At 72.3% G+C, this 21,388-nt stretch carries 20 protein-coding genes; 10 read left to right on the forward strand and 10 right to left on the reverse strand.

What is annotated here, in order from left to right:
• Nucleotides 1-139 precede the first annotated feature (139 nt).
• Complete coding sequence (locus ACFVIU_RS11625) at nt 140-1,243, forward strand: DUF5937 family protein (protein ID WP_385842117.1); 1,104 nt, start codon at nt 140-142, stop codon at nt 1,241-1,243.
• Between the two features lie 21 nt (nt 1,244-1,264).
• Here the strand turns inward: ACFVIU_RS11625 and ACFVIU_RS11630 are convergent, their stop codons facing one another.
• Nucleotides 1,265-1,936 (reverse strand): response regulator, encoded by a 672-nt coding sequence (locus ACFVIU_RS11630; RefSeq protein WP_385842118.1) that lies wholly within the window; start codon nt 1,934-1,936, stop codon nt 1,265-1,267.
• 40 nt (nt 1,937-1,976) lie between these two features.
• The gene (locus tag ACFVIU_RS11635; RefSeq protein WP_385842119.1) at nt 1,977-3,182 is read right to left on the reverse strand and encodes a sensor histidine kinase; all 1,206 of its coding nucleotides are present in this window, start codon (nt 3,180-3,182) and stop codon (nt 1,977-1,979) included.
• A 118-nt stretch (nt 3,183-3,300) separates the two neighbouring features.
• Between ACFVIU_RS11635 and ACFVIU_RS11640 the strand changes: the two genes are divergently transcribed.
• Nucleotides 3,301-4,332: an SAM-dependent methyltransferase gene (locus tag ACFVIU_RS11640; protein ID WP_385842121.1), complete on the forward strand. Its 1,032-nt coding sequence runs from the start codon at nt 3,301-3,303 to the stop codon at nt 4,330-4,332.
• A gap of 21 nt (nt 4,333-4,353) precedes the next feature.
• Here ACFVIU_RS11640 and ACFVIU_RS11645 read toward each other — a convergent pair whose 3' ends face one another.
• Nucleotides 4,354-5,505, reverse strand: coding sequence for an NADH-quinone oxidoreductase subunit D (locus tag ACFVIU_RS11645; RefSeq protein ID WP_385842122.1), 1,152 nt, complete (start codon nt 5,503-5,505; stop codon nt 4,354-4,356).
• Between the two features lie 31 nt (nt 5,506-5,536).
• On the opposite strand from ACFVIU_RS11645, the gene ACFVIU_RS11650 reads away from it, so the two are divergent.
• Both ACFVIU_RS11650 and ACFVIU_RS11655 read left to right on the forward strand, forming a co-directional pair.
• A complete protein-coding gene (locus ACFVIU_RS11650; RefSeq protein ID WP_385842123.1) occupies nt 5,537-6,040 on the forward strand; it encodes a PH domain-containing protein in 504 nt (167 codons plus the stop codon).
• The gene (locus ACFVIU_RS11655; RefSeq protein ID WP_385842125.1) at nt 6,037-7,371 is read left to right on the forward strand and encodes a PH domain-containing protein; all 1,335 of its coding nucleotides are present in this window, start codon (nt 6,037-6,039) and stop codon (nt 7,369-7,371) included. Before ACFVIU_RS11650 ends, ACFVIU_RS11655 begins: the two co-directional genes overlap by 4 nt.
• A 32-nt stretch (nt 7,372-7,403) precedes the next feature.
• Here the strand turns inward: ACFVIU_RS11655 and ACFVIU_RS11660 are convergent, their stop codons facing one another.
• Nucleotides 7,404-8,699: a hypothetical protein gene (locus ACFVIU_RS11660; RefSeq protein ID WP_385842126.1), complete on the reverse strand. Its 1,296-nt coding sequence runs from the start codon at nt 8,697-8,699 to the stop codon at nt 7,404-7,406.
• A gap of 97 nt (nt 8,700-8,796) precedes the next feature.
• The gene (locus ACFVIU_RS11665; protein WP_385842127.1) at nt 8,797-9,924 is read right to left on the reverse strand and encodes an alpha/beta hydrolase; all 1,128 of its coding nucleotides are present in this window, start codon (nt 9,922-9,924) and stop codon (nt 8,797-8,799) included.
• A 224-nt stretch (nt 9,925-10,148) separates the two neighbouring features.
• Between ACFVIU_RS11665 and ACFVIU_RS11670 the strand changes: the two genes are divergently transcribed.
• The 6 genes from ACFVIU_RS11670 (at nt 10,149) to ACFVIU_RS11695 (ending at nt 15,241) form a co-directional block, all read left to right on the forward strand.
• On the forward strand, nt 10,149-11,963 hold the full coding sequence (locus ACFVIU_RS11670) for a phosphatidylglycerol lysyltransferase domain-containing protein (RefSeq protein WP_385842128.1): 1,815 nt from the start codon (nt 10,149-10,151) through the stop codon (nt 11,961-11,963).
• Nucleotides 11,964-12,019: 56 nt separating this feature from the next.
• Nucleotides 12,020-12,934, forward strand: coding sequence for a dihydropteroate synthase (folP, locus tag ACFVIU_RS11675; protein WP_385842129.1), 915 nt, complete (start codon nt 12,020-12,022; stop codon nt 12,932-12,934).
• Entirely contained in the window at nt 12,931-13,464 is a 534-nt protein-coding gene (locus ACFVIU_RS11680; RefSeq protein WP_385842130.1) for a nuclear transport factor 2 family protein, read from the forward strand. The genes folP and ACFVIU_RS11680 overlap by 4 nt, the downstream gene beginning before the upstream one ends.
• Nucleotides 13,465-13,713: 249 nt before the next feature.
• Nucleotides 13,714-14,073, forward strand: a complete 360-nt coding sequence (folB, locus tag ACFVIU_RS11685; RefSeq protein ID WP_184975317.1) for a dihydroneopterin aldolase — start codon at nt 13,714-13,716, stop codon at nt 14,071-14,073.
• On the forward strand, nt 14,070-14,681 hold the full coding sequence (folK, locus tag ACFVIU_RS11690) for a 2-amino-4-hydroxy-6-hydroxymethyldihydropteridine diphosphokinase (protein ID WP_385842132.1): 612 nt from the start codon (nt 14,070-14,072) through the stop codon (nt 14,679-14,681). Before folB ends, folK begins: the two co-directional genes overlap by 4 nt.
• Before the next feature lie 71 nt (nt 14,682-14,752).
• Nucleotides 14,753-15,241, forward strand: coding sequence for a DUF3180 domain-containing protein (locus tag ACFVIU_RS11695; protein WP_385842133.1), 489 nt, complete (start codon nt 14,753-14,755; stop codon nt 15,239-15,241).
• A gap of 23 nt (nt 15,242-15,264) precedes the next feature.
• Here the strand turns inward: ACFVIU_RS11695 and folE are convergent, their stop codons facing one another.
• From folE to ACFVIU_RS11720, 5 genes are all read right to left on the reverse strand, one after another.
• Entirely contained in the window at nt 15,265-15,870 is a 606-nt protein-coding gene (gene folE / locus ACFVIU_RS11700) for a GTP cyclohydrolase I FolE (RefSeq protein ID WP_385842134.1), read from the reverse strand.
• Between the two features lie 132 nt (nt 15,871-16,002).
• Nucleotides 16,003-18,042, reverse strand: coding sequence for an ATP-dependent zinc metalloprotease FtsH (gene ftsH, locus ACFVIU_RS11705; protein WP_385842214.1), 2,040 nt, complete (start codon nt 18,040-18,042; stop codon nt 16,003-16,005).
• Nucleotides 18,043-18,283: 241 nt separating this feature from the next.
• Nucleotides 18,284-18,844: a hypoxanthine phosphoribosyltransferase gene (gene hpt / locus ACFVIU_RS11710; RefSeq protein WP_031165039.1), complete on the reverse strand. Its 561-nt coding sequence runs from the start codon at nt 18,842-18,844 to the stop codon at nt 18,284-18,286.
• Between the two features lie 116 nt (nt 18,845-18,960).
• Nucleotides 18,961-20,019: a tRNA lysidine(34) synthetase TilS gene (gene tilS, locus ACFVIU_RS11715; RefSeq protein WP_385842135.1), complete on the reverse strand. Its 1,059-nt coding sequence runs from the start codon at nt 20,017-20,019 to the stop codon at nt 18,961-18,963.
• Between the two features lie 190 nt (nt 20,020-20,209).
• Nucleotides 20,210-21,310, reverse strand: a complete 1,101-nt coding sequence (locus ACFVIU_RS11720) for a zinc-dependent metalloprotease (RefSeq protein ID WP_385842215.1) — start codon at nt 21,308-21,310, stop codon at nt 20,210-20,212.
• Between the last annotated feature and the right edge of the window lie 78 nt (nt 21,311-21,388).

Raw genomic sequence — 21,388 nt, forward strand, 5'->3', positions numbered from 1 at the left:
CGCGGGGGGGGGCGGGGTCGGGGCGGCGGCCCCCCCGAGTGTCTCGTGCGGTGGCTCGCCCCCTCTCTGGTGCCGGGCTTCGTCGGCCCCCCCCACCCCCCCCCCGGGCGATGTCAGTGGGCCGGTGCACGATGGAGGCATGAGCGTGACCATCGACATCACCGGGCTGCCGGCCGAGCGGATCTCCGTCGTGCCCTCTCCGCTGGCGGAGCTGGGAAGGGCGCTGCACGCACTGAGCGAACCCGGGCACCACCCCGACCTCCAGGGCTGGGCGACCGCCGTTGCCAGCCGGCTGGACCCGAGACTGGCGGACCGGCTGTGCGAGGCGGAGTTCCTGTGGCGCACGACGTTCTCCGACGTGTTCGCCCCGTTCGGTGGCATCCCCGGCCGTCGGGCGCTGCCGGGCGCCACGCTCGCCGAGGATCTGGACCTGCTGGACAAGCTGACGGACGAACAGTTCGTGAACGCAGCGCTGGAGTTCACCTGCCAGCCCCGCTACTACCTCCGCGAGGAGGGCCCGCTCGAGGACCCGGAGGTGCGCCGCCGTTCCCTGGAGCTGGCCGCCGCGCGCGGTGCCACCCAGGAGCGGTTCGCCCGCCGGGTGCTGGAGGACCCGCCGGCCGTGCGCGCGTGGTTCCGGCAGCTGATGTTCGACTGCGAGGAGGCCTTCTTCGCCGACATCTGGGCGCGGGTGCAGCCCCAGCTCGCCGCCGACGCCCGGCACAAGACCGAACTGCTGCGCCGCAAGGGGCTGGGCGAGGCACTGGCCGCGCTCTCCGGCGCCGTCTCGCTGGACGAGGAGGCCGGGCTCGTCTCGGTCGACAAGCTCACGGTGGGCCACACCGCCACCGGCGACGGCGGCCTGGTCCTGATGCCGACCAGCCTCGGCTGGCCCCATGTGATGGTCCTGCACCGGTACGGCTGGCAGCCCGCGATCAGCTATCCCGTCAGGTCGCCGAGCCACCGGGCGCCGACCGTGGAGCAGCTCACCCGCCGTCTGGAGGCGCTGGCCCACCCGGCGCGGCTGCGGATGTGCCGGGACCTCGCGCGCGGCCCGCACAGCACCAGCGAACTGGCCGACGCGCACGGCCTGTCGGCCCCGGAGATATCCCGGCACCTGGCGGTGCTGAAGAAGGCCGGCCTCATCACCAGCTGCCGGCACGGCCGGTACGTCCGCCACCAGCTGGACCTGCCCGCGGTGGCCCGGCTGGGCAGCGACTTCATCGAGGGCGTCCTGCGCTGACCGGGCACCGCCGCGGTCCGGTCAGCCGTGATTGCCCGCGCGCACCAGCCCGGTCTCGTACGCCAGCACCACCACCTGCACCCGGTCGCGCAGCCCGAGCTTGGTCAGGATGCGGCCCACATGGGTCTTCACCGTCGCCTCGGACAGCACCAGCCGGGCCGCGATCTCCCCGTTGGACAGGCCCTGCGCGACCAGCACCATCACCTCGCGCTCCCGGTCGGTGAGCCGCTCCAGCTCCTTGTGCCGGGGCTCCTTGCCGGTGGACGGCAGCATGGGCGCGAAGCGGTCCAGCAGGCGCCGGGTGGTGGAGGGCGCCACGACCGCGTCCCCGCTGTGCACGGCCCGGATCGCGGCCAGCAGCTCGCCGGGGGGCACATCCTTGAGCATGAAGCCGGAGGCGCCCGCCTTCAGCCCCGAGAAGGCGTACTCGTCCAGGTCGAACGTGGTCAGGATCAGCACCTTCGGCGCGCCGGGCTCGGCACAGATCCGCCGGGTGGCCTCCACGCCGTCCAGCTTCGGCATGCGGACATCCATCAGCACGACGTCGACGGCCGTCGCGCGCAGCGCCTGGAGGGCCTCGACACCGTCGCCCGCCTCCGCGACGACCTCCATGTCCGGCTGGGCGTCGAGCACCATCCGGAACCCGGTGCGCAGCAGCACCTGGTCGTCGACGAGCATCACACGGATCGTCATCGGGCCTCTTTCGTTCGGAATTCGTTCGGAGCCGGAGGTATCAGTGCGCCGGTTTGAGCGGCAGCAGGGCGCTGATGCGGAATCCTCCGCCCGGGCGCGGGCCCGCGTCCAGGGTGCCCCCGACCATGCCGACCCGCTCGCGCATGCCGATCAGGCCGTGCCCCTGCCCGTCGGCGCCGCCCTCCTCGTACAGCTCGTGCGGCGCGCCCTTGCCGTCGTCCTCCACGAGCAGGCCGAGTCCGTCGTCGAAGTAGACCAGCCGGACGCTGGCGCCCGCGTTCGGCCCGCCGTGCTTGCGCGTGTTGGTGAGCGCCTCCTGCACGATCCGGTACGCGGTCAGCTCCACGCCGCTGGGCAGCGGGCGGGGCGTGCCCTCGACCCGGAAGTCGACGGGAAGACCGGAGGTGCGGCACTGCTTGATCAGCTCGTCGATCTGCTCGACGTCGGGCTGCGGGACGTACTCCCCGCTCTCCTGGTGCTCGCCGGTGCGCAGCACGCCGAGCAGGCGCCGCATCTCGGCGAGGGCCTGCCGGCCGGTCGAGGAGATCGTCTCCAGGGCGGTGCGGGCCTGGTCCGGGGCGGCGTCCAGGACATAGGCGGCGCCGTCGGCCTGCACCACCATCACGGACACGTTGTGCGCGACGACGTCGTGCAGCTCGCGCGCGATCCGGGCGCGCTCGGCGGCGACCGCGACCTTCGCCTGTGCCTCGCGCTCCTTCTCCAGGCGGGCCGCGCGCTCCTCCAGCTGGGCGAAGTAGGCGCGCCGGGTGCGCATGGAGTCGCCGAGCACCCAGGCGAGCGCGAAGGGCACCGTCTGGAAGACCACGATCGCGACATGGCCGAGGAAGCTGGCGTGCTCGTTGGGCCAGCGCAGCTGGGCCAGGGTGGCCGCGACCAGGCTCGCGCCCAGGGCGAGCCGGGAGGCCCAGCGCGCGCCGGTTGCCGCGACCGTGTAGACGATCACCAGCATGGCGAAGTCGGCGGCCGTCGTCTCGATGTCCGCGATCAGCTGGACCAGCCCCGTCGCGAGCGCGAGCAGCAGCATCGGCTCCGGGAACCGGCGGCGCAGCATGACGACGACGCACAGCACGGCGGAGACCGTCAGCCCGGCGGCCACCTCCATGTGGTGGTCGGGCTGTCTGCTGGCGCCGACCACACTCACGCCGGACACCCCGAACAGGACGACGGCCCAGAAGCTGTCGACCCAGGTCGGGTGGCGGCGGAGGAAGTCATAGAGGCGCTGCACGTAACCCAGAGTAGGGAAACCGGGTGGGTGCAGGGGTCAACCGGAGGGCCGATCCCCAGCCGGTGCGCGTACTCCGCAAGGTGGAGGGCGTGATCATTCGTGCGCCTAGTCTGTTCGCGTGGCGGAGGAGACGAGGGCGGAGGCCTTCCACGCGGAACACGGCTGGCGGTCGGCGGCCGAGGCGGCGCTGTACGGGCCCGGCGGCTTCTACCGGCGCCCGGAGGGCCCGGCCGGCCACTTCCGTACGTCCGTGCACGCGTCCGCGCTGTTCGCGCAGGCCGTGGCCCGGCTGCTGTGCCGGGTCGACGAGGCGCTGGGGCGGCCCCCGGTGCTGGACTTCGTCGATCTGGGAGCCGGCCGGGGCGAGCTGGTCACCGGGGTGCTCGCCGCCCTGCCGGCCGAGGTGGCGGCCCGCGCGCGCGGGTACGCGGTGGAGATCGCCGACCGCCCGCCCGGCCTGGACGCGCGGATCGCCTGGCTGAGCGAGCCCCCGGCCGCCGTGACCGGGCTGCTGTTCGCCAACGAGTGGCTGGACAACGTGCCGGTGGACGTCGCCGAGGTGGACTCCGCGGGCGTGGTCCGGCGGGTCCTGGTCGCCGCCGACGGCGCCGAACGGCTCGGCGAGCCGGTGACCGGGCCGGACGCGGACTGGCTCGCCCGCTGGTGGCCGCTGCCGGCCGAGGAGGGGCTCCGCGCGGAGATCGGCCTGCCTCGCGACGAGGCGTGGGCGGCGGCCGTGCGCCGGGTGGTGCGCGGGCTCGCGGTGGCCGTGGACTACGCGCACACCCGGGACACGCGCCCCCCGTTCGGCACGCTCACCGGCTTCCGGGAGGGGCGCGAGACGGTTCCCGTGCCGGACGGGTCGTGCGACATCACGGCGCATGTGGCGCTGGACGCGTGCGCGGCGGCACCCACGGCGCGCGGAGCCGGTGCACGCTCCGGCGCGCGCCTTCTCACCCAGCGCGCCGCCCTGCACGCCCTCGGCCTGACCGGCGCACGCCCCCCGCTCGCGCTGGCCTCCACCGACCCCGCGGCCTATGTGCGCGCCCTCGCGAGCGCCGGCGAGGCCGCCGAGCTGACCGCCGCGGGCGGCCTGGGCGACTTCGGCTGGCTGCTCCAGCCGGTCGGCATCACGGACCCGCTCGCCTGAGACCGGCCCCGCCGGTGCGGGTTACTTGTCGATGTCCCCGACCACGAAGAACATCGAGCCCAGGATGGCCACCATGTCCGCCACCAGCGTGCCGGGCAGCAGCTCGGTCAGCGCCTGGATGTTGTTGTAGGACGCCGAGCGCAGCTTCAGCCGGTACGGGGTCTTCTCGCCCTTGCTGACCAGGTAGTAGCCGTTGATGCCGAGCGGGTTCTCGGTCCACGCGTAGGTGTGCCCCTCGGGCGCCTTCAGCACCTTCGGCAGCCGCTGGTTGATCGGCCCGGGCGGCAGCTCGGCGAGCCGGTCCAGACAGGCGTCGGCGAGGTCCAGCGCGTTGTGGGTCTGCGCCAGCAGGCACTCGAAGCGGGCCAGGCAGTCGCCCTCGTCGCGGGTGACGACCTTCAGCACGTCCTGGAGGTCGCCGTACGCCAGGTAGGGCTCGTCGCGGCGCAGGTCGAAGTCGACGCCCGAGGCGCGCGCGATGGGCCCGCTCACGCCATAGGCGTGCACGATCTCGGGCGTGAGCGCCCCGACCCCGCGCGTGCGCCCCCGGAAGATCTCGTTGCCGAGCACCAGGTCGTCGAAGACGTCCATGCGCGAGCGCACGGCGGCCACGGCACCGCGCGCGCGGGTGGCCCAGCCGGCCGGCAGGTCCTCCTTGAGGCCGCCGACGCGGTTGAACATGTAGTGCATGCGCCCGCCGGAGACCTCCTCCATCACGTTCTGGAGGACCTCGCGCTCCCGGAACGCGTAGAACATCGGTGTGATCCCGCCGAGCTCCAGCGGATAGGAGCCGAGGAACATCAGGTGGTTCAGCACCCGGTTCAGCTCGGCGAGCAGCGTGCGCGTCCACACCGCGCGCTCGGGCACCTCCATGCCGAGCATCCGCTCCACGGCGAGGACCACGCCCAGCTCGTTCGAGAACGCCGACAGCCAGTCGTGGCGGTTGGCGAGCATGATGATCTGCCGGTAGTCGCGAGCCTCGAAGAGCTTCTCGGCGCCCCGGTGCATATAGCCGATCACCGGTTCCGCGCGCACGATGCGCTCCCCGTCCAGCACCAGCTTGAGCCGCAGCACGCCGTGCGTGGACGGGTGCTGAGGGCCGATGTTGAGCACCATGTCGGTGCTCTCGGCCGCGCCACCGATCCCGACCGTGGTCTCCGTCGTAGGAGTCATGGCCCCAGTTTCCCTTACGTACGCTTGGCCCATGGAAACGGGGAGCCTGGAAGAGGGGGCGGCGGCCGCTGACGAGCCGCTGTGGCGGGGGCTGCCGCCGGGCCTGCTGCGCGTACGGCGACTGCTGCTGGTGATGTGGACGGGAGCGCTCGCCCTGGCCACGGGGCTGCTGCTGGGCCTCCTGGTGGGGCCCGGGTGGGCGGCCTGGGCGCTGCTGCCGGCGGCGTTCGCCGGGTGGTGCTGGCGGCTGCTGGAGCGCAACTGGCGGTCGTGGCGGTACGCCGAGCGCGCCGACGACCTGCTGATCAGCCGCGGGGTCCTGTGGCGCGAGGAGACCGTGGTGCCGTACGGCCGGATGCAGCTGGTGGAGGTCACCTCCGGGCCGGTGGAGCGGCGCTTCGGGCTGGCCACCGTGCAGCTGCACACCGCGGCCGCCGCCACCGACGCGACCATCCCCGGCCTGGACCCGGCCGAGGCGGAACGGCTGCGCGACCGCCTCACCGAGCTGGGCGAGGCCCGATCGGCGGGCCTGTGACGGCCCCGGACCCCGGCGCGGGCATAGCGGAGGAGCGCGTGCCGGCGGCCGAGCGCCGGCTGCACCCGGTCACGCCGTTCCGGCGGGCGTGGGCGCCGGTCGCCGTCGTCATGGGCTGGGTCGTGCACGACCCGACCAGCGCCCAGGAGCAGCTGGCCCAGCTGACGGGCACCATGCTGGCGCTGGGTTTCGCGGTGCTGGTGCCGGTGGCCGGCCTCTACGGCTTCCTGTCCTGGTGGTTCACCCACTTCGCGGTCACCGACACCGAGCTGCGCATCCGCACGGGACTGCTGTTCCGGCGCACCGCGCACATCCGGCTGGAACGCATCCAGGCGGTGGACGTCTCCCGTCCGCTCCTCGCGCGCGTGGCCGGCGTGGCGAAGCTGCGGATCGACGTCGTCGGCACCGAAAGCAAGGACGAGCTGGCCTTCCTGGGCGAGCGGGAGGCGCGCGCCCTGCGCGCGGAGCTGCTCGCGCGCGCGGCGGGCTTCGCACCGGAGACGGCGCGCGAGGTCGGCGAGGCGCCGGCGTACGAGCTGCTGCGCGTGCCCCCGCGGATGCTGGTGTTCTCCCTGCTGCTGACGGGCGCCACCTGGGGCACGCTGTGCGCCGCCCTCGTCGTCCCGACCGTGCTGTGGCTCACCACCCACAACCTGTGGACCGTCGTCGCCAGCGCCCTGCCGCTGTTCGGCGCGGCCGGCACGAGCAGCGCGGGGCGGTTCGTCACCGAGTTCGACTGGGCGGTGAGCGAGTCCCCGGACGGGCTGCGCATCGACCACGGACTGCTCGACCGTGCGCACGAGACCGTGCCGCCCGGCCGGGTGCAGACCGTGCGGCTCGTGGAGCCGCTGCTGTGGCGGGGGCCCGGCTGGGTGCGGGTGGAGCTGGACGTGGCCGGGTCCAAGAACTCGGTGCTGATACCGGTCGCTCCGCGCGCCGCGGCCGAGTCGGTCCTCGCGCGCATACTGCCCGGGGTGACGGTGCCTCAGGAGCTGTCGCGGCCGCCGCGGCGGGCCCGGTGGTGCGTGCCGGTGTGGTGGCGCGGGCATCGCCTCGCGGTCACCGGCACGGTGTTCGCCGCCCGGCACGGCCTGCTGCGCCGCCGGCTCGCGCTGGTCCCGCACGCCAAGGTGCAGAGCGTACGGCTCACCCAGGGGCCGTGGGAGCGGCTGTGGGGGCTCGCCGACGTCCATGTGGACACCGGAGCCGACAAGACCGTCACCGCCCGCCTGCGGGACGCGGAGGACGCCGTACGCCTGCTGCGGGAGCAGGCGGAGCGGTCCCGCACCGGCCGCCGGGACGCCCGCCCGGACCGCTGGATGACCGGATGACACCAGGGGGCGGCCGGACGGTCCGGTGAGCCTCAGGAAGCCGCGCTGCGCAGCCTCTGGACGTCGATCTGCTCGGTCTCGTCGTGCGCCGTCAGGTCGATGACCTGGCCGACGGCCGGCGACTGCGGTCCGGCCGCCTTGTAGGCGGCCTCCGCCTCCGCCTTGTGCACGGCGAGCGCCTCCTGGCCGACGACGTCGGCGAGGTCCTCGTTCTGCACGGAGTCCAGCGCCGCCTTCGGGGCGCTCTTCTGGGTGCCGAAGAAGTCGAAGCCGCCCTCGGCGACCGGGCGCCGCGCGGGCGTCGCCGGTACGACGGCCACCGCGGTCGGCACGGCGAGGTGCCCGGCGGGCGCCTGCCCGGCGGACTTGGCACCCTCGGCAGGCGCAGCGGCGTCGTCGGCAGGCGCAGGAGCGTCGGCGGGCTCGGCCGGGGGAAGCGCCGGGAGGGCGACGGCAGCGGTCACGCGCGGGTGCCCGTCCTGCGCCGCGGAGTGCTCCTGCGGAGCGGCCGGCGTCATGTCTGCGGCGGCCTGTTCCCCTTTGGCGGCCCCTTGGGCGGCCGGACCGTCCTCCTTGGCCGCCGGGCCGTCCTCGACCGGCGTGTCCCCGGCCGGACGGTCCCCGGCCGGGCCGTCCCCGTCGGGGCCGTCCTCGTCCGGCGCGTCGGCGTCCGGGCCGGGCGCACCGGCGTCCGCCCCGGCGCTCTCCTGCCCCCCGAAGCGCGCCAGCGCCGTCAGGGCCCGCAGGTAGAGCCGGGAGCCCTCGGGCGAGAACACCGCGTACGACTCCGGCTGTGACGCGGCGGCGGCACCCTCTGCCGCGCCGGCCCCGGCGGACTTCTCGCTGCTCCGCGCGGGCGGCAGCGCGGGCACCGCGGCCTCTATCTCCAGCCGTCGGCGCCCCTCCAGGGCGCTCGCGCGCTCGGTCTCCGCCGTGGCGTACCGGCGCAGCAGGGCCGCGTGCTCGTTGCGCAGGCCCGCCAGCTCGGCACGCTTGGCGCGCAGCCGCTGCTCCAGCTTCGCGCGCAGCTCGCGGGACTCCTCGAGATCGGCCTCCAGCTCGGCGACCCGCTCCTCGAACCGCCACTCGTCACCGGCACGCGCGCGCGTGAGGTCGGCGACCTGCTTGCCCGCGTAGATGTCCCAGCGGCGCATCACGAACGCGCCGGTGACGGCCGTCACCGCGGCGACGGCGGCCAGTGCACGCACCGCCGCGGCCTCGGAGACCACCCAGGGACCCAGCGCGCAGACGATGGAGACACCGGCGATCGCCGACGGAGGCAACAGCCGGTGCAGGGGAGGGGAATGGCGGTGGCGTCCACGTGGCATGGCCAGAAACTTACCGCGCGTAGGCGAATCGCGGGCCCCCGCCCCGTAAAAACCCGGCCACGCAACGGGGTTCACAGCGTGTCAGCCGTACCGCGGCTCAGCGGTCGGCGAGCCGGCTGCTCATCCATTGCAGCGTCGCCGGGATCTCGCGCCGCCAGGTGTTGAAGTTGTGCCCGCCGCTGTCGAGGATGATCGACGAGATCCGGGTCAGATGGGTGGCCTGCACCCGCTCTATGAACTTCAGCGTGGACTTGTAGTTGTGCTCGCCGACCTTGCTGCTGGTCACGAGCAGCGAGGTGTCCGGCGCGGCCTCGTGCTTGAGGAGCCAGAACAGGTTGGCACGGCTCTCCAGGGTCTTGTCGCCGTGGAAGAGGTCACCGGTGGTGGGGTCGATCGGCGCCTTGTAGTACGGCGACAGGCCCGCGGCCGCCGCGTACACGCCCGGGTGGTGCATGGCGATCTTGAGCGCGCAGTAGCCGCCCGTGGAGTCGCCGATGAGACCCCAGCTGCCGGGCCGCTTGCCGACCCGGTAGTGGGCGAGCACCGCCTCCGGAAGATCGTTCGCAAAAAACGTTTCCGTCTGCGGCCCGCCCGGGACGTCGACGCACTCGGTGTCCCGCGGCGGCGCCACGGTCGGCCGCAGCATCACCAGGATCATCGGCTGCATCTTGCCGTCCTTGGCCAGCTGCTGCGCGGTGTGCGGATAGCGCAGCTTGTCCACCAGCGCCTGGGCCGTCCCCGGGTAGCCGGTCAGCACCACGGCCGCCGGGAACGTACGCGTGCGGTACTGGGGCTGGAAGTACTCCGGCGGCAGGTAGACGTACGCCGGTGTCACGATGTGGCTCTTGCGGCCGACGATGTCCACCTTCTGGATCTCCCCGCCCGCCTCCGGGCGCGAGCCGCTCTGGCCCGGCACGGACGCCGTGGAGACCACCTGGACGGGACCGCCGGTGCTGCCGTTGGCCGAGTGGTCGACCACCACCCCCTGGTCGGTCTCCGTGCCCAGCAGGTCCCCCCAGCTCGCGTAGAAGCCGAAGGCCTGGTTGACCGCGAGGCCCAGGCAGGCGAAGAGGGCCAGCTGGGTGGCAAGGAGCAGGCCGACACGCCCGATGACGGTCCGCCAGCTCTGCCGGGCCAGCCGCGGCCACCGCCACACCGTGCCGACGAACAGCACAATGGCGAAGAGAACCGCCAGCAGCAGCACGTTGTTGCTCGTGAGTCCCATGGCTCTTCCTGCCTGCGCTTTCCGCCCGTTGCCGCCCGCGCCTCGTCGCGCGGGCTTGCCCGGGGCTTTCCTTGGCCTTTGACCCGACTTTCCGGAGGGGAGTGAACCTCTCTCCCCGAGACACCGTCCTAGAGGGCGCAATGTCGCCGGATGCCCGCTCGGGCCCGGGTTCAAGGTCTCTCGCAGAACTACGGGATGCGATGTCTGTCAGGATAGATGGGGAAATGTCGGGCGGGGTTCCGAGCCGATCAAGCCGGGCGCGGCGCATACTGCGCGGCCCGCGTCCCGAGGCCGTACCCGCTCTGGTCGGCAGGGCCGCCACTCTCGTGGGCGTCCTGGACATCGCCGGCGGAGTGTTCCCGCGTTTCCGTCACAGTCGTATGCACGCCATGGCCGAGGTGCTCCCCGGCTCCTTCGGCCCCTTCGCCGCGGCGCTGTCGCTCAGCTCCGGCATCCTTCTGCTGCTGCTCGCGCACGGCCTCAAACGGCGCAAGCGCCGGGCCTGGCGCGCGGCGGTGGTCCTGCTCCCCGCCGGCGCGGTGGCGCAGTTCGCGTACCGGCACTCGGTCGTCGGCGCGCTCATCGCGCTGGCACTGCTGGTGCCGCTGCTGGTCCACCGGAGCGAGTTCGCGGCCCTGCCCGACCCGCGCAGCCGGTGGCGCGCCCTCGCGAACTTCATCCTCATGAGCGCCGGTTCCCTCGTGCTCGGACTCATCATCGTCAGCGTCCACCCGCACCGGACGATCGGCGACCCGAGCCTGGCCGATCGGCTGACGCACGTCGTCTACGGCCTGTTCGGCTTCGAGGGCCCGGTCGACTACCAGGGCAACACCTCCTGGACCGTCGCCATGTCCCTCGGCGCCCTCGGCTGGCTGACCGCGGTCACCACCATCTACCTGGCCTTCCGCCCCGAGCACCCGGCCGCCCGGCTGACCGAGGAGGACGAGGCCAAACTCCGCGCCCTGCTGGAGAAGCACGGCGGACGCGACTCCCTCGGCCACTTCGCGCTGCGCCGCGACAAGGCCGTCGTCTTCTCGCCCAGCGGCAAGGCCGCCGTCACCTACCGCGTCGTCTCCGGCGTGATGCTCGCCAGCGGCGACCCGATCGGCGACGTCGAGGCCTGGCCGGGCGCCATCGAGCGCTTCATGGACGAGGCAAAGGCCCACTCCTGGACCCCCGCCGTGGTCGGCTGCTCGGAGACGGGCGGCGAGGTGTGGACCCGCGAGACCGGCCTGGACGCCCTGGAGCTGGGCGACGAGGCGGTGGTGGACGTAGCGGATTTCTCGCTCGCCGGACGCGCGATGCGCAATGTGCGCCAGATGGTCAAGCGCATCGAGCGGGCCGGCTACGAAACCCGGGTACGGCGTGTCCGTGACCTCGGCGAGACGGAACTGGAGCGGGTCCGCAGGGCGGCCGAGGACTGGCGCGGCACCGACACCGAACGCGGCTTCTCCATGGCGCTCGGCCGCATCGGCGACCCCTCCGACGGCGACTGCCTGATCGCCACCGCGCACAAGCAGGACGACGAGCCCGGCGAGTACGGCGACCTCAAGGCGATCCTGCACTTCGTGCCCTGGGGCACGGACGGCGTCTCGCTGGACCTGATGCGCCGCGACCGCAGCGCCGACCCCGGCATGAACGAGCTGCTGATCGTCGCCGCCCTCCAGGCCGCCCCGAAGTTCGGCATCGCCCGCGTCTCGCTGAACTTCGCCATGTTCCGCTCCGCCCTCGCGCGCGGCGAGAAGATCGGCGCCGGACCGGTGCTGCGCGCCTGGCGCGGACTGCTGGTCTTCCTCTCGCGCTGGTTCCAGATCGAGTCGCTGTACAAGTTCAACGCCAAGTTCCAGCCGCGCTGGGAACCGCGGTTCATCGTCTACCGCGCCACCGCCGACCTGCCCCGCATCGGCTTCGCCACCATGCAGGCCGAGGGCTTCGTCGACTTCGCCGTGCCGCTGCCGCGCTTCCTGCGCCGACGCCGGAAGGCCGCCGCGCGCCCCTGCTCGCACGCCCTGGCCGAACACGACGTCCGAGCGGCCTGAGCCACGGCCCCGGGCCGCCGCGCGTTGCGGCGGCCTCCTGGGCCTACGCTGAACGTATGAACAACCTCAGCGGGCGCGGCCGAGTGGCGGGCCTTCCGGCATGGGACCGGTGCGCGGTCATGGGTGTCGTGAACGTGACCCCCGATTCCTTCTCCGACGGCGGCCGCTGGTTCGACACGACCCTCGCCGTCAAGCACGGCCTCGACCTGGCCGCCGAGGGCGCGGACCTGGTCGACGTCGGCGGCGAGTCCACCCGTCCGGGCGCCACGCGCGTGGACGAGGCCGAGGAACTGCGGCGGGTCGTCCCGGTCGTCCGCGGCCTCGCCTCCGAAGGCGTCGTCGTCTCCGTCGACACCATGCGCGCCTCCGTCGCCGAACAGGCCCTCGCGGCCGGTGCCGCCCTCGTCAACGACGTCAGCGGCGGCCTCGCCGACCCCGCGATGATCCCGGTGGTCGCCGACGCCGGCGCCCCCTTCGTCGTCATGCACTGGCGCGGCTTCCTCCAGGGCGGCAACGTCCGCGGCGCGTACGAGGACGTCGTCACCGAGGTCGTGGACGAACTGCACGCGCGCGTGGAGGCCGTTCTCGCGGGCGGTGTCACCCCCGACCGCATCGTCGTGGACCCCGGTCTCGGCTTCTCCAAGGAGGCCGACCACGACCTCGTCCTCCTCGCCCACCTCGACCGGCTGCGCGCCCTCGGCCACCCCCTGCTGGTCGCCGCCTCCCGCAAGCGGTTCCTCGGCCGTGTCCTGGCCGGCCCCGACGGAGCACCGCCGCCCGCCCGGGAGCGCGACGCGGCCACGGCCGCCGTCTCCGCACTCGCGGCGCACGCCGGCGCCTGGGCCGTCCGCGTGCACGAGGTACGCGCCACCGCCGACGCGGTACGGGTCGCACGGGCCGTGGAAGGGGCGCGTACGACGAGACCGGCGCCGGGCGCGAAGGACGAGCGTGGGGCGGAAGGAAAGCGGTGAGCGCCCCCCACACCGACGTCGAACAGGTGGAGGCCGCCAACACCGCCTTCTACGAGGCACTCGAGCGCGGCGACTTCGAGGAGGTCACCTCCCTCTGGCTCACCCCGGCCGACCTGGGCGTGGACGAGGAGTACCACGACCCGGCGGACACCGGCGTGATCTCCTGCGTACACCCCGGCTGGCCGGTGCTCACCGGCCGCGGCGAGGTCCTCAGGTCGTACGCCCTGATCATGGCCAACACCGACTACATCCAGTTCTTCCTCACCGATGTGCATGTCTCCGTCACCGGCGACACCGCGCTCGTCACCTGCACCGAGAACATCCTCAGCGGCGGCCCCGCCCCCGCGGACGGCTCGGAGCTGGGCCCGCTCGTCGGCCAGCTCGTCGTCGCCACGAACGTGTTCCGGCGCACGCCCTCCGGCTGGAAGCTCTGGTCGCACCACGCCTCACCCGTCCTCGCGGAGAGCGACGACGAGGACGAGAGCGACGGCGTGAACGGCGTGAACCCGGACGACGGCACCCTCGCCTGAGCACGGTCCGGGTGGGTAGACGGACCGGGAAGTGGTTGGAATCACCTACCCCGGGGTAGGAGCGGCTACCAGCCCTGGCACGGCCGGGTTTCCCGGGGGAAACACGAGATGAACGCTCGTGGTCGGACACGGCCCCGTCCCCCCGTCGCCCGGCTGTGTCGGCGCCCGCAGGTAGATTCGTCCAAGGCCGGCGTACCGCCCGCACGCGGTACGGCCCGGCCGTTCCCGACGATTGCAGGAGTGATTCGCGTGGATCGTGTCGCGCTGCGCGGCCTCAAGGCCCGCGGGCACCACGGTGTGTTCCCCAAGGAGCGCGAGGAGGGCCAGACCTTCATCGTCGACCTCGTCCTCGGCCTGGACACCCGGCCGGCCGCGGCCGACGACGACCTGACGAAGACCGCGCACTACGGCATCGTGGCCGAGGAGGTCGTGGCCGTGGTCGAGGGCGAGCCGGTGAACCTCATCGAGACGCTCGCCGAGCGGATCGCCCAGACCTGCCTGAAGCACGAAGGGGTCCAGGAGGTCGAGGTCTGCGTCCACAAGCCGGACGCGCCGATCACCGTGCCCTTCGACGACGTGACCGTCACCATCACCCGGAGCCGAGTATGACCCGACCTTTCGTCCAGGGTCGCCCTGACCCGACCGTCCAGCCGGTGCCCGCCTCGGTCGTCGAGACGGTGGACGCCGCCGACACCACCCTGCACAACCCCCAGTGGGCCGTCATCTCCATCGGCTCCAACCTCGGCAACCGCCTGGAGACCCTCCAGGGCGCCGTGGACGCGCTGGAGGACACCCCGGGTGTGCGCGTGAAAGCCGTCTCCCCGGTGTACGAGACGGAGCCCTGGGGCGTGGCGCCCGGCAGCCAGCCCTCGTACTTCAACGCGGTCGTGGCCCTGAAGACGACGCTGCCCCCCGCCTCGCTGCTGGAGCGGGCGCACGCCATCGAGGAGGCCTTCAACCGGGTCCGCGACGAGCGCTGGGGCCCGCGCACCCTGGACGTCGACATCGTCGCCTACGCCGATGTCACCTCCGACGACCCGCACCTCACCCTGCCCCACCCGCGCGCCCACGAGCGCGCCTTCGTGCTCGCCCCGTGGCACGACGTGGACCCCGAGGCCCAGCTGCCCGGCCGCGGCGCGGTGGCCGCCCTGCTGACGTCCGTCACCCGCGAGGGCGTGGCACCTCGCGAGGACCTGGAACTCCGACTGCCCGAATAGTCGTTAAGGTCAAGACGGCAAGGTCGGGAAGGCCGCGGTCCGGGGCGGTCCGGGGGAACTGAAGGGACACCGTGAGAGAGCTGCGCATCAGGGTGCTGGTCGGCGTGTTCGTCGTGGCCGGAGTCCTGTCCTGGGCGGGCGCCCGCCTCTGGAACTCGATCGGGACCCTGCCCAGTGTCCCGCTGGCCGCCCCCATCGTCCTCGCCCTGATCGCGGTGGTGCTGCTGGCGACGGCCCTCTCGCTGCGCAGTCGGCTGAAGGCCCAGCGCGAGCGCCGCCCCGGCGCCAAGGCCGTCGACCCGCTGATGGCCGCCCGCGCGGTCGTCTTCGGCCAGTCCAGCGCCCTGGTCGCCGCGCTCGTCGCCGGTGTGTACGGCGGCATCGGGGTCTTCCTGCTGGAGCTGCTGGACATCCCCGCCCGCCGCGACCAGGCCTTCTACGCCGGCTTCTCGGTCCTGGCGGGCATCGGCGTGATAGCGGCCGCCCTCTTCCTGGAGCGCGTCTGCAAGCTCCCGGAGGACGAGGACCAGGACCGCCCCGGCGCCGAACCGGCGGCCTGAGCCGCCGGTCCCTTCGGGGAGGTTCAGCGCGCCATGATGAGGCTCATGGCCTCGTTCCGCGTCGCCGCGTCCCTGAGCTGACCGCGCACCGCCGAGGTTATGGTCTTGGCGCCCGGCTTGCGGATGCCGCGCATGGACATGCACATGTGCTCGCACTCGACGACCACGATGACCCCGCGCGGCTCCAGGATCTCCATCAGGGAGTCGGCGATCTGGGTGGTGAGTCGTTCCTGCACCTGCGGCCGGCGGGCATAGACATCCACCAGCCGGGCCAGCTTGGACAGGCCGGTGATCTTTCCGGTGCCGGACGGGATGTACCCGACGTGGGCCACTCCCCGGAAGGGCACCAGATGGTGCTCACAGGTGCTGTACACCTCGATGTCCTTCACCAGGACCATCTCGTCGTGGCCCAGGTCGAACGTGGTCGTCAGCACGTCCTCGGGCTTCTGCCACAGCCCCGCGAAGATCTCCTTGTACGCCCGCGCCACCCGCGCCGGCGTCTCCCTGAGGCCCTCCCGGTCCGGATCCTCGCCGACCGCGATCAGCAACTCCCGTACGGCGTTCTCGGCGCGCTTCTCGTCGAACTCGCCGATGGGGCCCTCACCGTCCAGCGTCACTGGGTCGGTCATCTGGTTCCTCGCTCCTGTGCTGTCGCGCATGGCGGCGGCCATGCGTGCGTCTGCGGACATACGACGCCGCGCCCACCAGGCTAGAACCTGATGGGCGCGGCAGTCATTCCAGGCCGGTTTGGCCGAAAGCCGTCAGCTTTCGGGGCGGTCCTCCGGGGTCTGGTCCGTCAGCGGAGCGGACTCCGTGGCGGTGGACTTGACCGTGCTGATCGAGGCCGTCGAGCCGTTCGCACCGTTGGTCAGTGCCAGCTCCTTGGGGGAGAGCACCGGCGGGCGGGTGGACGGGGTACGGCGCGAGGAGCCGGTCCACGCGGGCCGCGGCGGGCGCTTGACGACGGGGGCGAAGATCTCGGCGATCTCCTCCTTGCCCAGCGTCTCCTTCTCCAGGAGGGCCAGGACCAGGTTGTCGAGCACGTCGCGGTTCTCGACCAGGATCTCCCAGGCCTCGTTGTGCGCGTTCTCGATGAGCTTCTTGACCTCTTCGTCCACCAGGGCGGCGACCTCTTCCGAGTAGTCGCGCTGGTGCGCCATCTCACGGCCCAGGAACGGCTCGCTGTTGTCGCCGCCGAACTTGATCGCGCCGAGCCGCTCGGTCATGCCGTACTGCGTGACCATCGCGCGGGCCAGGTTGGTGGCCTTCTCGATGTCGTTCGCGGCACCGGTGGTCGGGTCGTGGAAGACCAGCTCCTCCGCCGCGCGGCCGCCCAGCATGTAGCCCAGCTGGTCGAGCATCTCGTTGCGCGTGGTGGAGTACTTGTCCTCGTCCGGCAGGACCATCGTGTAGCCGAGGGCGCGGCCCCGGGACAGGATCGTGATCTTGTGGACCGGGTCGGAGTTCGGCGAGGCCGCCGCGACCAGGGCGTGACCGCCCTCGTGGTACGCGGTGATCTTCTTCTCCTTGTCCGACATGATCCGGGTCCGCTTCTGCGGGCCGGCCACCACGCGGTCGATCGCCTCGTCCAGCGCCTTGTTGTCGATCAGCTTCTGGTCGCTGCGGGCGGTCAGCAGAGCCGCCTCGTTGAGGACGTTCGCCAGGTCGGCACCGGTCATACCGGGGGTGCGACGGGCGACGGCCGCCAGGTCGACGTCGGGCGCGACCGGCTTGCCCTTCTGGTGGACCTTGAGGATCTCCAGACGGCCCTGGAGGTCCGGCGGGTCGACCGCGATCTGCCGGTCGAAGCGGCCGGGACGCAGCAGCGCCGGGTCGAGGATGTCGGGCCGGTTGGTGGCGGCGATCAGGATGACGCCGCCCTTGACGTCGAAGCCGTCCATCTCGACCAGCAGCTGGTTCAGCGTCTGCTCGCGCTCGTCGTGACCACCGCCGAGGCCGGCGCCGCGGTGGCGGCCGACCGCGTCGATCTCGTCGACGAAGACGATCGCCGGGGCGTTCGCCTTGGCCTGCTCGAACAGGTCGCGCACTCGGGAGGCACCGACACCGACGAACATCTCGACGAAGTCGGAACCGGAGATCGAGTAGAAGGGGACGCCCGCCTCGCCGGCGACCGCGCGGGCGAGCAGGGTCTTGCCGGTACCCGGGCGGCCGTAGAGCAGCACGCCCTTGGGGATCTTGGCGCCGACGGCCTGGAACTTGGCCGGCTCCTGGAGGAACTCCTTGATCTCGTGGAGCTCCTCGACGGCCTCGTCGCAGCCGGCGACGTCGGAGAAGGTCGTCTTCGGGGTGTCCTTGGTGATGAGCTTGGCCTTGGACTTCCCGAAGTTCATCACCCGGGAGCCGCCGCCCTGCATCTGGTTCATCAGGAACAGGAAGACGACGACGATCAGGACGAACGGCAGCAGGGAGAGCAGGACGCTGACGAACTGGTTCTGCTTGGTCGGCGAGACGGTGTACCCGTCCGGGACCTGCTTGTGCTGGTACTTGTCCTGGAGCATGCCGGCGATGGTCACGCCCTGGTCGCCGATGTAGCTCGCCTGGATCTTCGAGCTGCCGTCGACCTTGACGCCGTCCTTGAGCGTCACCTTGATGTTCTGCTCGTCACCAGTGGTGATCTTGGCCGACTGGACCTTGTTGTCGCTGATCGCCGCCACGACCTGGCCGGTGTCCACCGTCTTGTAGCCGCCGGTCCCGCCGACGACCTGCATCAACACGACCACGGCAAGGACGGCCAGCACGATCCACATGACCGGCCCACGGAAGTATCGCTTCACGTCCATCCATACGGAGCGGTGCCGCCCCGTCCCTCCTGCCATAGTGAGTTTGATAAGACAGTTCTTCTGACGGTACCCCAGCGTGGCGGTCCGAAGCTGCACGAAAGCGTTTCGAACGGCCTGGAGTTCCCGTCCCTGCATGCTTCAACGGGACGGAACCCGCCGGGGTTCCCGATCGTCCTACCGGGTTTGGGCCGACTGGCTCAGCGAGCGGCCGAACCAGTCCCTCCCGTGCCCCGGACGGGCTTCAGCCGCCGTAGACGTGGGGCGCGAGCGTCCCCACGAACGGCAGGTTGCGGTACTTCTCCGCGTAGTCGAGGCCATAGCCGACGACGAACTCGTTCGGGATGTCGAAGCCGACCCACTCGACGTCGATGGCGACCTTGGCGGCGTCGGGCTTGCGCAGCAGCGTGCACACCTTAAGAGAGGCGGGCTCGCGCGAGCCGAGGTTGTTGATCAGCCAGGACAGGGTCAGGCCGGAGTCGATGATGTCCTCGACGATCAGGACGTGCTTGCCCTTGATGTCGGTGTCGAGGTCCTTGAGGATCCGCACCACACCGGAGGACTGGGTGCCCGCGCCGTACGAGGACACGGCCATCCAGTCCATGGTGACGGGGGTGGACAGCGCCCGGGCGAGGTCGGCCATGACCATCACCGCGCCCTTGAGGACGCCGACGATCAGCAGGTCCTTGCCCGCGTACTCCGCGTCGATCTTCGCGGCCAGCTCGGCCAGCTTGGCGTCGATCTCTTCCTTGGTGATGAGTACCTGCTGGAGGTCGGCACCCATGTCTTTCGCGTCCACCCGCATCACTTTCGGTCGTCCCGCACTTACGGCCGTACGCACGGCCTCTGGCTCCGGCCGCGTGTGCGGCCGCCCGGCTGCCCCGGACCGGCCGCCGGAGGATCGCTCCGCGGGGTCGGGATTCAGCCTTGCCGAATCACCAGTCTGCCACCCTGTCGCTGAGCCACGACTTTGCCCGGGAGATTGATGGCCCCCTGGCCGCGCCAACCGGTGATCAGCCGGTCGACCTCCTCGATGTGGCGGGCGAACAGCGACCCGGCCGGGGCACCGGCCTCGATGGCGGCCCGGCGCAGGATGCGGCGGCGTACGGCGGGCGGCAGGGCGTAGAGCTTGGCGCACTCCAGCAGGCCGGTGGCGTCGCGTACGGCGGACTCGGCCTGGCTGGCCCAGGCGTCGAGGGCGTCGGCGTCGTCGCGGGAGAGCTGGGCGGTGCGGGCGAGCGCCTCGACGACGCCCTTGCCGAGGGCCTTCTCCAGGGCGGGCAGGCCTTCGTGGCGCAACCGGGACCGGGTGTAGGCGGGGTCGGCGTTGTGCGGGTCGTCCCAGACCGGCAGGGACTGGACCATGCAGGCCTTGCGGGCGGTCTGCCGGTCCAGTTCCAGGAAGGGGCGCCGGTAACGGCCGCCGGCCCCCGAGACCGCGGCCATCCCGGACAGGGAGCGGATGCCGGAGCCGCGGGCGAGCCCCAGCAGGACGGTTTCGGCCTGGTCGTCGCGGGTGTGGCCGAGCAGGACGGCGGCGGCGCCGTGGCGTTCGGCGATCGTGTCGAGGGCGGCGTAGCGGGCGTCGCGGGCGGCGGCTTCGGGTCCGCCTGCGCGGCCCACGGTGACGGCGACGGACTCGACGGGGTCGAGGCCGAGGCCGCGCAGTCGCAGGGCGACCTCGTCGGCCCGCAGGTCGGAGCCCGGCTGGAGGCCGTGGTCGACGGTGACGCCACCCGCGCGGATGCCGAGCCGGGGGGCCTCGAAGGCGAGGGCGGAGGCGAGGGCCATGGAGTCGGCGCCGCCGGAGCACGCGACGAGGACGAGCGGGGAGGGGGGCCGCTCGGCCGTCCGGTCCGGGTGTGCGCCGGGGGCGTGCGGGCGGGGAAGCGCGCCGGAGGTCTGGTGGTCGTTCAGGATGTCGTGGAGCACGCGGCGAACCGCCAGGCGTATCGCCGCGACCGCAGGATGGGGACCCATGTCCGGTTCCCTTCATGGTTTTTTCGGGGGGTGAGCCCGAGGCCGTCACTCAGAGTGTGTAGATGGTGACAGAACCGGGGCGTTCCCTGAGCATCGCACGCCTACGCAAGCCCCACGGTCCCTCGGACGGGTGATTGAAGGGGCGTTCGCCTGCCGTCGGCCGGATTCGTGTCACCCCGCTCACGGAGGTTCACGACTCGGCCTTGCGGTGCACCCGCGCGACCCAGTCCGCCGGTTTGGCGATCTCCGCCTTGGTGGGAAGGGTGTTGGGCGAGGTCCACACGCGGTTGAAGCCGTCGACGCCGACCTGGTCCACGACGGCCCGGACGAAGCGTTCGCCGTCCCGGTACTGCCTCAGTTTGGCATCCAGACCCAGCAGCTTGCGCAGGGCCATGTCGAGCCGGGAGGCGCCCTTCGCGCGGCGCTGCTGGAACTTCTCGCGGATCTCCGCGACGGTCGGTACGACGCTGGGTCCGACGCCGTCCATGACGTAGTCGGCATGGCCTTCGAGCAGGGACATCACGGCCGTGAGGCGGCTGAGGATCTCCCGCTGGGCGGGGGTCTGCACCAGCTCGACGAAGGAACGGCCGCCGTCGTCCTCCTCGGCCTCGGGGCGGCCGCCGGCGAGGGACTGCGCGGCCTCCCGGATGCGCTCCAGGAAGGTCATCGGGTCGACGTCGGTCTCCGCCAAGAACGACTGGATTTCGCCCTCGAGATGGTCACGCAGCCAGGGCACAGCCGTGAACTGCGTGCGGTGGGTCTCCTCGTGCAGACACACCCACAGCCGGAAGTCGTGCGGCTCGACGTCGAGTTCGCGCTCCACGTGGACGATGTTGGGCGCGACGAGCAGGAGCCGGCCGCCGCCGTTCTCGCCGGCCGGGAGGTCGCGGGTGGCGGGGGCGAAGGTCTCGTACTGGCCGAGGACCCGGGAGGACAGGAACGACAGCAGCATGCCCAGCTCGACGCCGGTGACCTTGCCGCCGACGGTGCCGAGGACGGCGCTGCCCGGGCTGCCGGAGCGGCGTTCCTGCATCTTCTCCAGCAGCGGCCGGAGGATCTCCCGGAAGCCGGCCACATTGGCCCGGACCCAGCCGGGGCGGTCGACGACGAGGACCGGGGTGTCGTGGGTCTCCTCCGTGCCCAGACGGGTGAAGCCCCGGACGTGTTCCTCCGAGGCCTTCGCATGCCGGCGCAGTTCCGCGACGACGGCCCTGGCCTCGTCGCGGCTGACGTCGGGGCCCGGTCGTACGAGCCGTGTCGCGGTCGCGACCGCGAGGTTCCAGTCGACCATCCCGGGAGATGCGGTGCCACCGAAGCCAGTCATGGTGTCAACCGTACGGGAGGCCCGCCGTCGGGGGCAGGCCGTGAC

It is taken from the genome of Streptomyces sp. NPDC127190 (genome assembly GCF_042672505.1).
In the GTDB taxonomy this organism is placed as follows: domain Bacteria; phylum Actinomycetota; class Actinomycetes; order Streptomycetales; family Streptomycetaceae; genus Streptomyces.

Excerpts from the sequence above, each read along its gene's own strand:
- folK (WP_385842132.1), top strand. The coding sequence starts at position 14,070 with ATGACCCGACCTTTCGTCCAGGGTCGCCCTGACCCGACCGTCCAGCCG.
- folE (WP_385842134.1), bottom strand. The coding sequence starts at position 15,870 with ATGACCGACCCAGTGACGCTGGACGGTGAGGGCCCCATCGGCGAGTTC.
- ACFVIU_RS11650 (WP_385842123.1), top strand. The coding sequence starts at position 5,537 with ATGGAAACGGGGAGCCTGGAAGAGGGGGCGGCGGCCGCTGACGAGCCG.
- ACFVIU_RS11630 (WP_385842118.1), bottom strand. The coding sequence starts at position 1,936 with ATGACGATCCGTGTGATGCTCGTCGACGACCAGGTGCTGCTGCGCACC.
- ACFVIU_RS11720 (WP_385842215.1), bottom strand. The coding sequence starts at position 21,310 with ATGGTCGACTGGAACCTCGCGGTCGCGACCGCGACACGGCTCGTACGA.
- ACFVIU_RS11665 (WP_385842127.1), bottom strand. The coding sequence starts at position 9,924 with ATGGGACTCACGAGCAACAACGTGCTGCTGCTGGCGGTTCTCTTCGCC.
- ACFVIU_RS11645 (WP_385842122.1), bottom strand. The coding sequence starts at position 5,505 with ATGACTCCTACGACGGAGACCACGGTCGGGATCGGTGGCGCGGCCGAG.
- ACFVIU_RS11660 (WP_385842126.1), bottom strand. The coding sequence starts at position 8,699 with ATGCCACGTGGACGCCACCGCCATTCCCCTCCCCTGCACCGGCTGTTG.
- ACFVIU_RS11625 (WP_385842117.1), top strand. The coding sequence starts at position 140 with ATGAGCGTGACCATCGACATCACCGGGCTGCCGGCCGAGCGGATCTCC.
- tilS (WP_385842135.1), bottom strand. The coding sequence starts at position 20,019 with ATGGGTCCCCATCCTGCGGTCGCGGCGATACGCCTGGCGGTTCGCCGC.
- ftsH (WP_385842214.1), bottom strand. The coding sequence starts at position 18,042 with ATGGACGTGAAGCGATACTTCCGTGGGCCGGTCATGTGGATCGTGCTG.
- ACFVIU_RS11670 (WP_385842128.1), top strand. The coding sequence starts at position 10,149 with ATGTCGGGCGGGGTTCCGAGCCGATCAAGCCGGGCGCGGCGCATACTG.
- folP (WP_385842129.1), top strand. The coding sequence starts at position 12,020 with ATGAACAACCTCAGCGGGCGCGGCCGAGTGGCGGGCCTTCCGGCATGG.
- hpt (WP_031165039.1), bottom strand. The coding sequence starts at position 18,844 with ATGCGGGTGGACGCGAAAGACATGGGTGCCGACCTCCAGCAGGTACTC.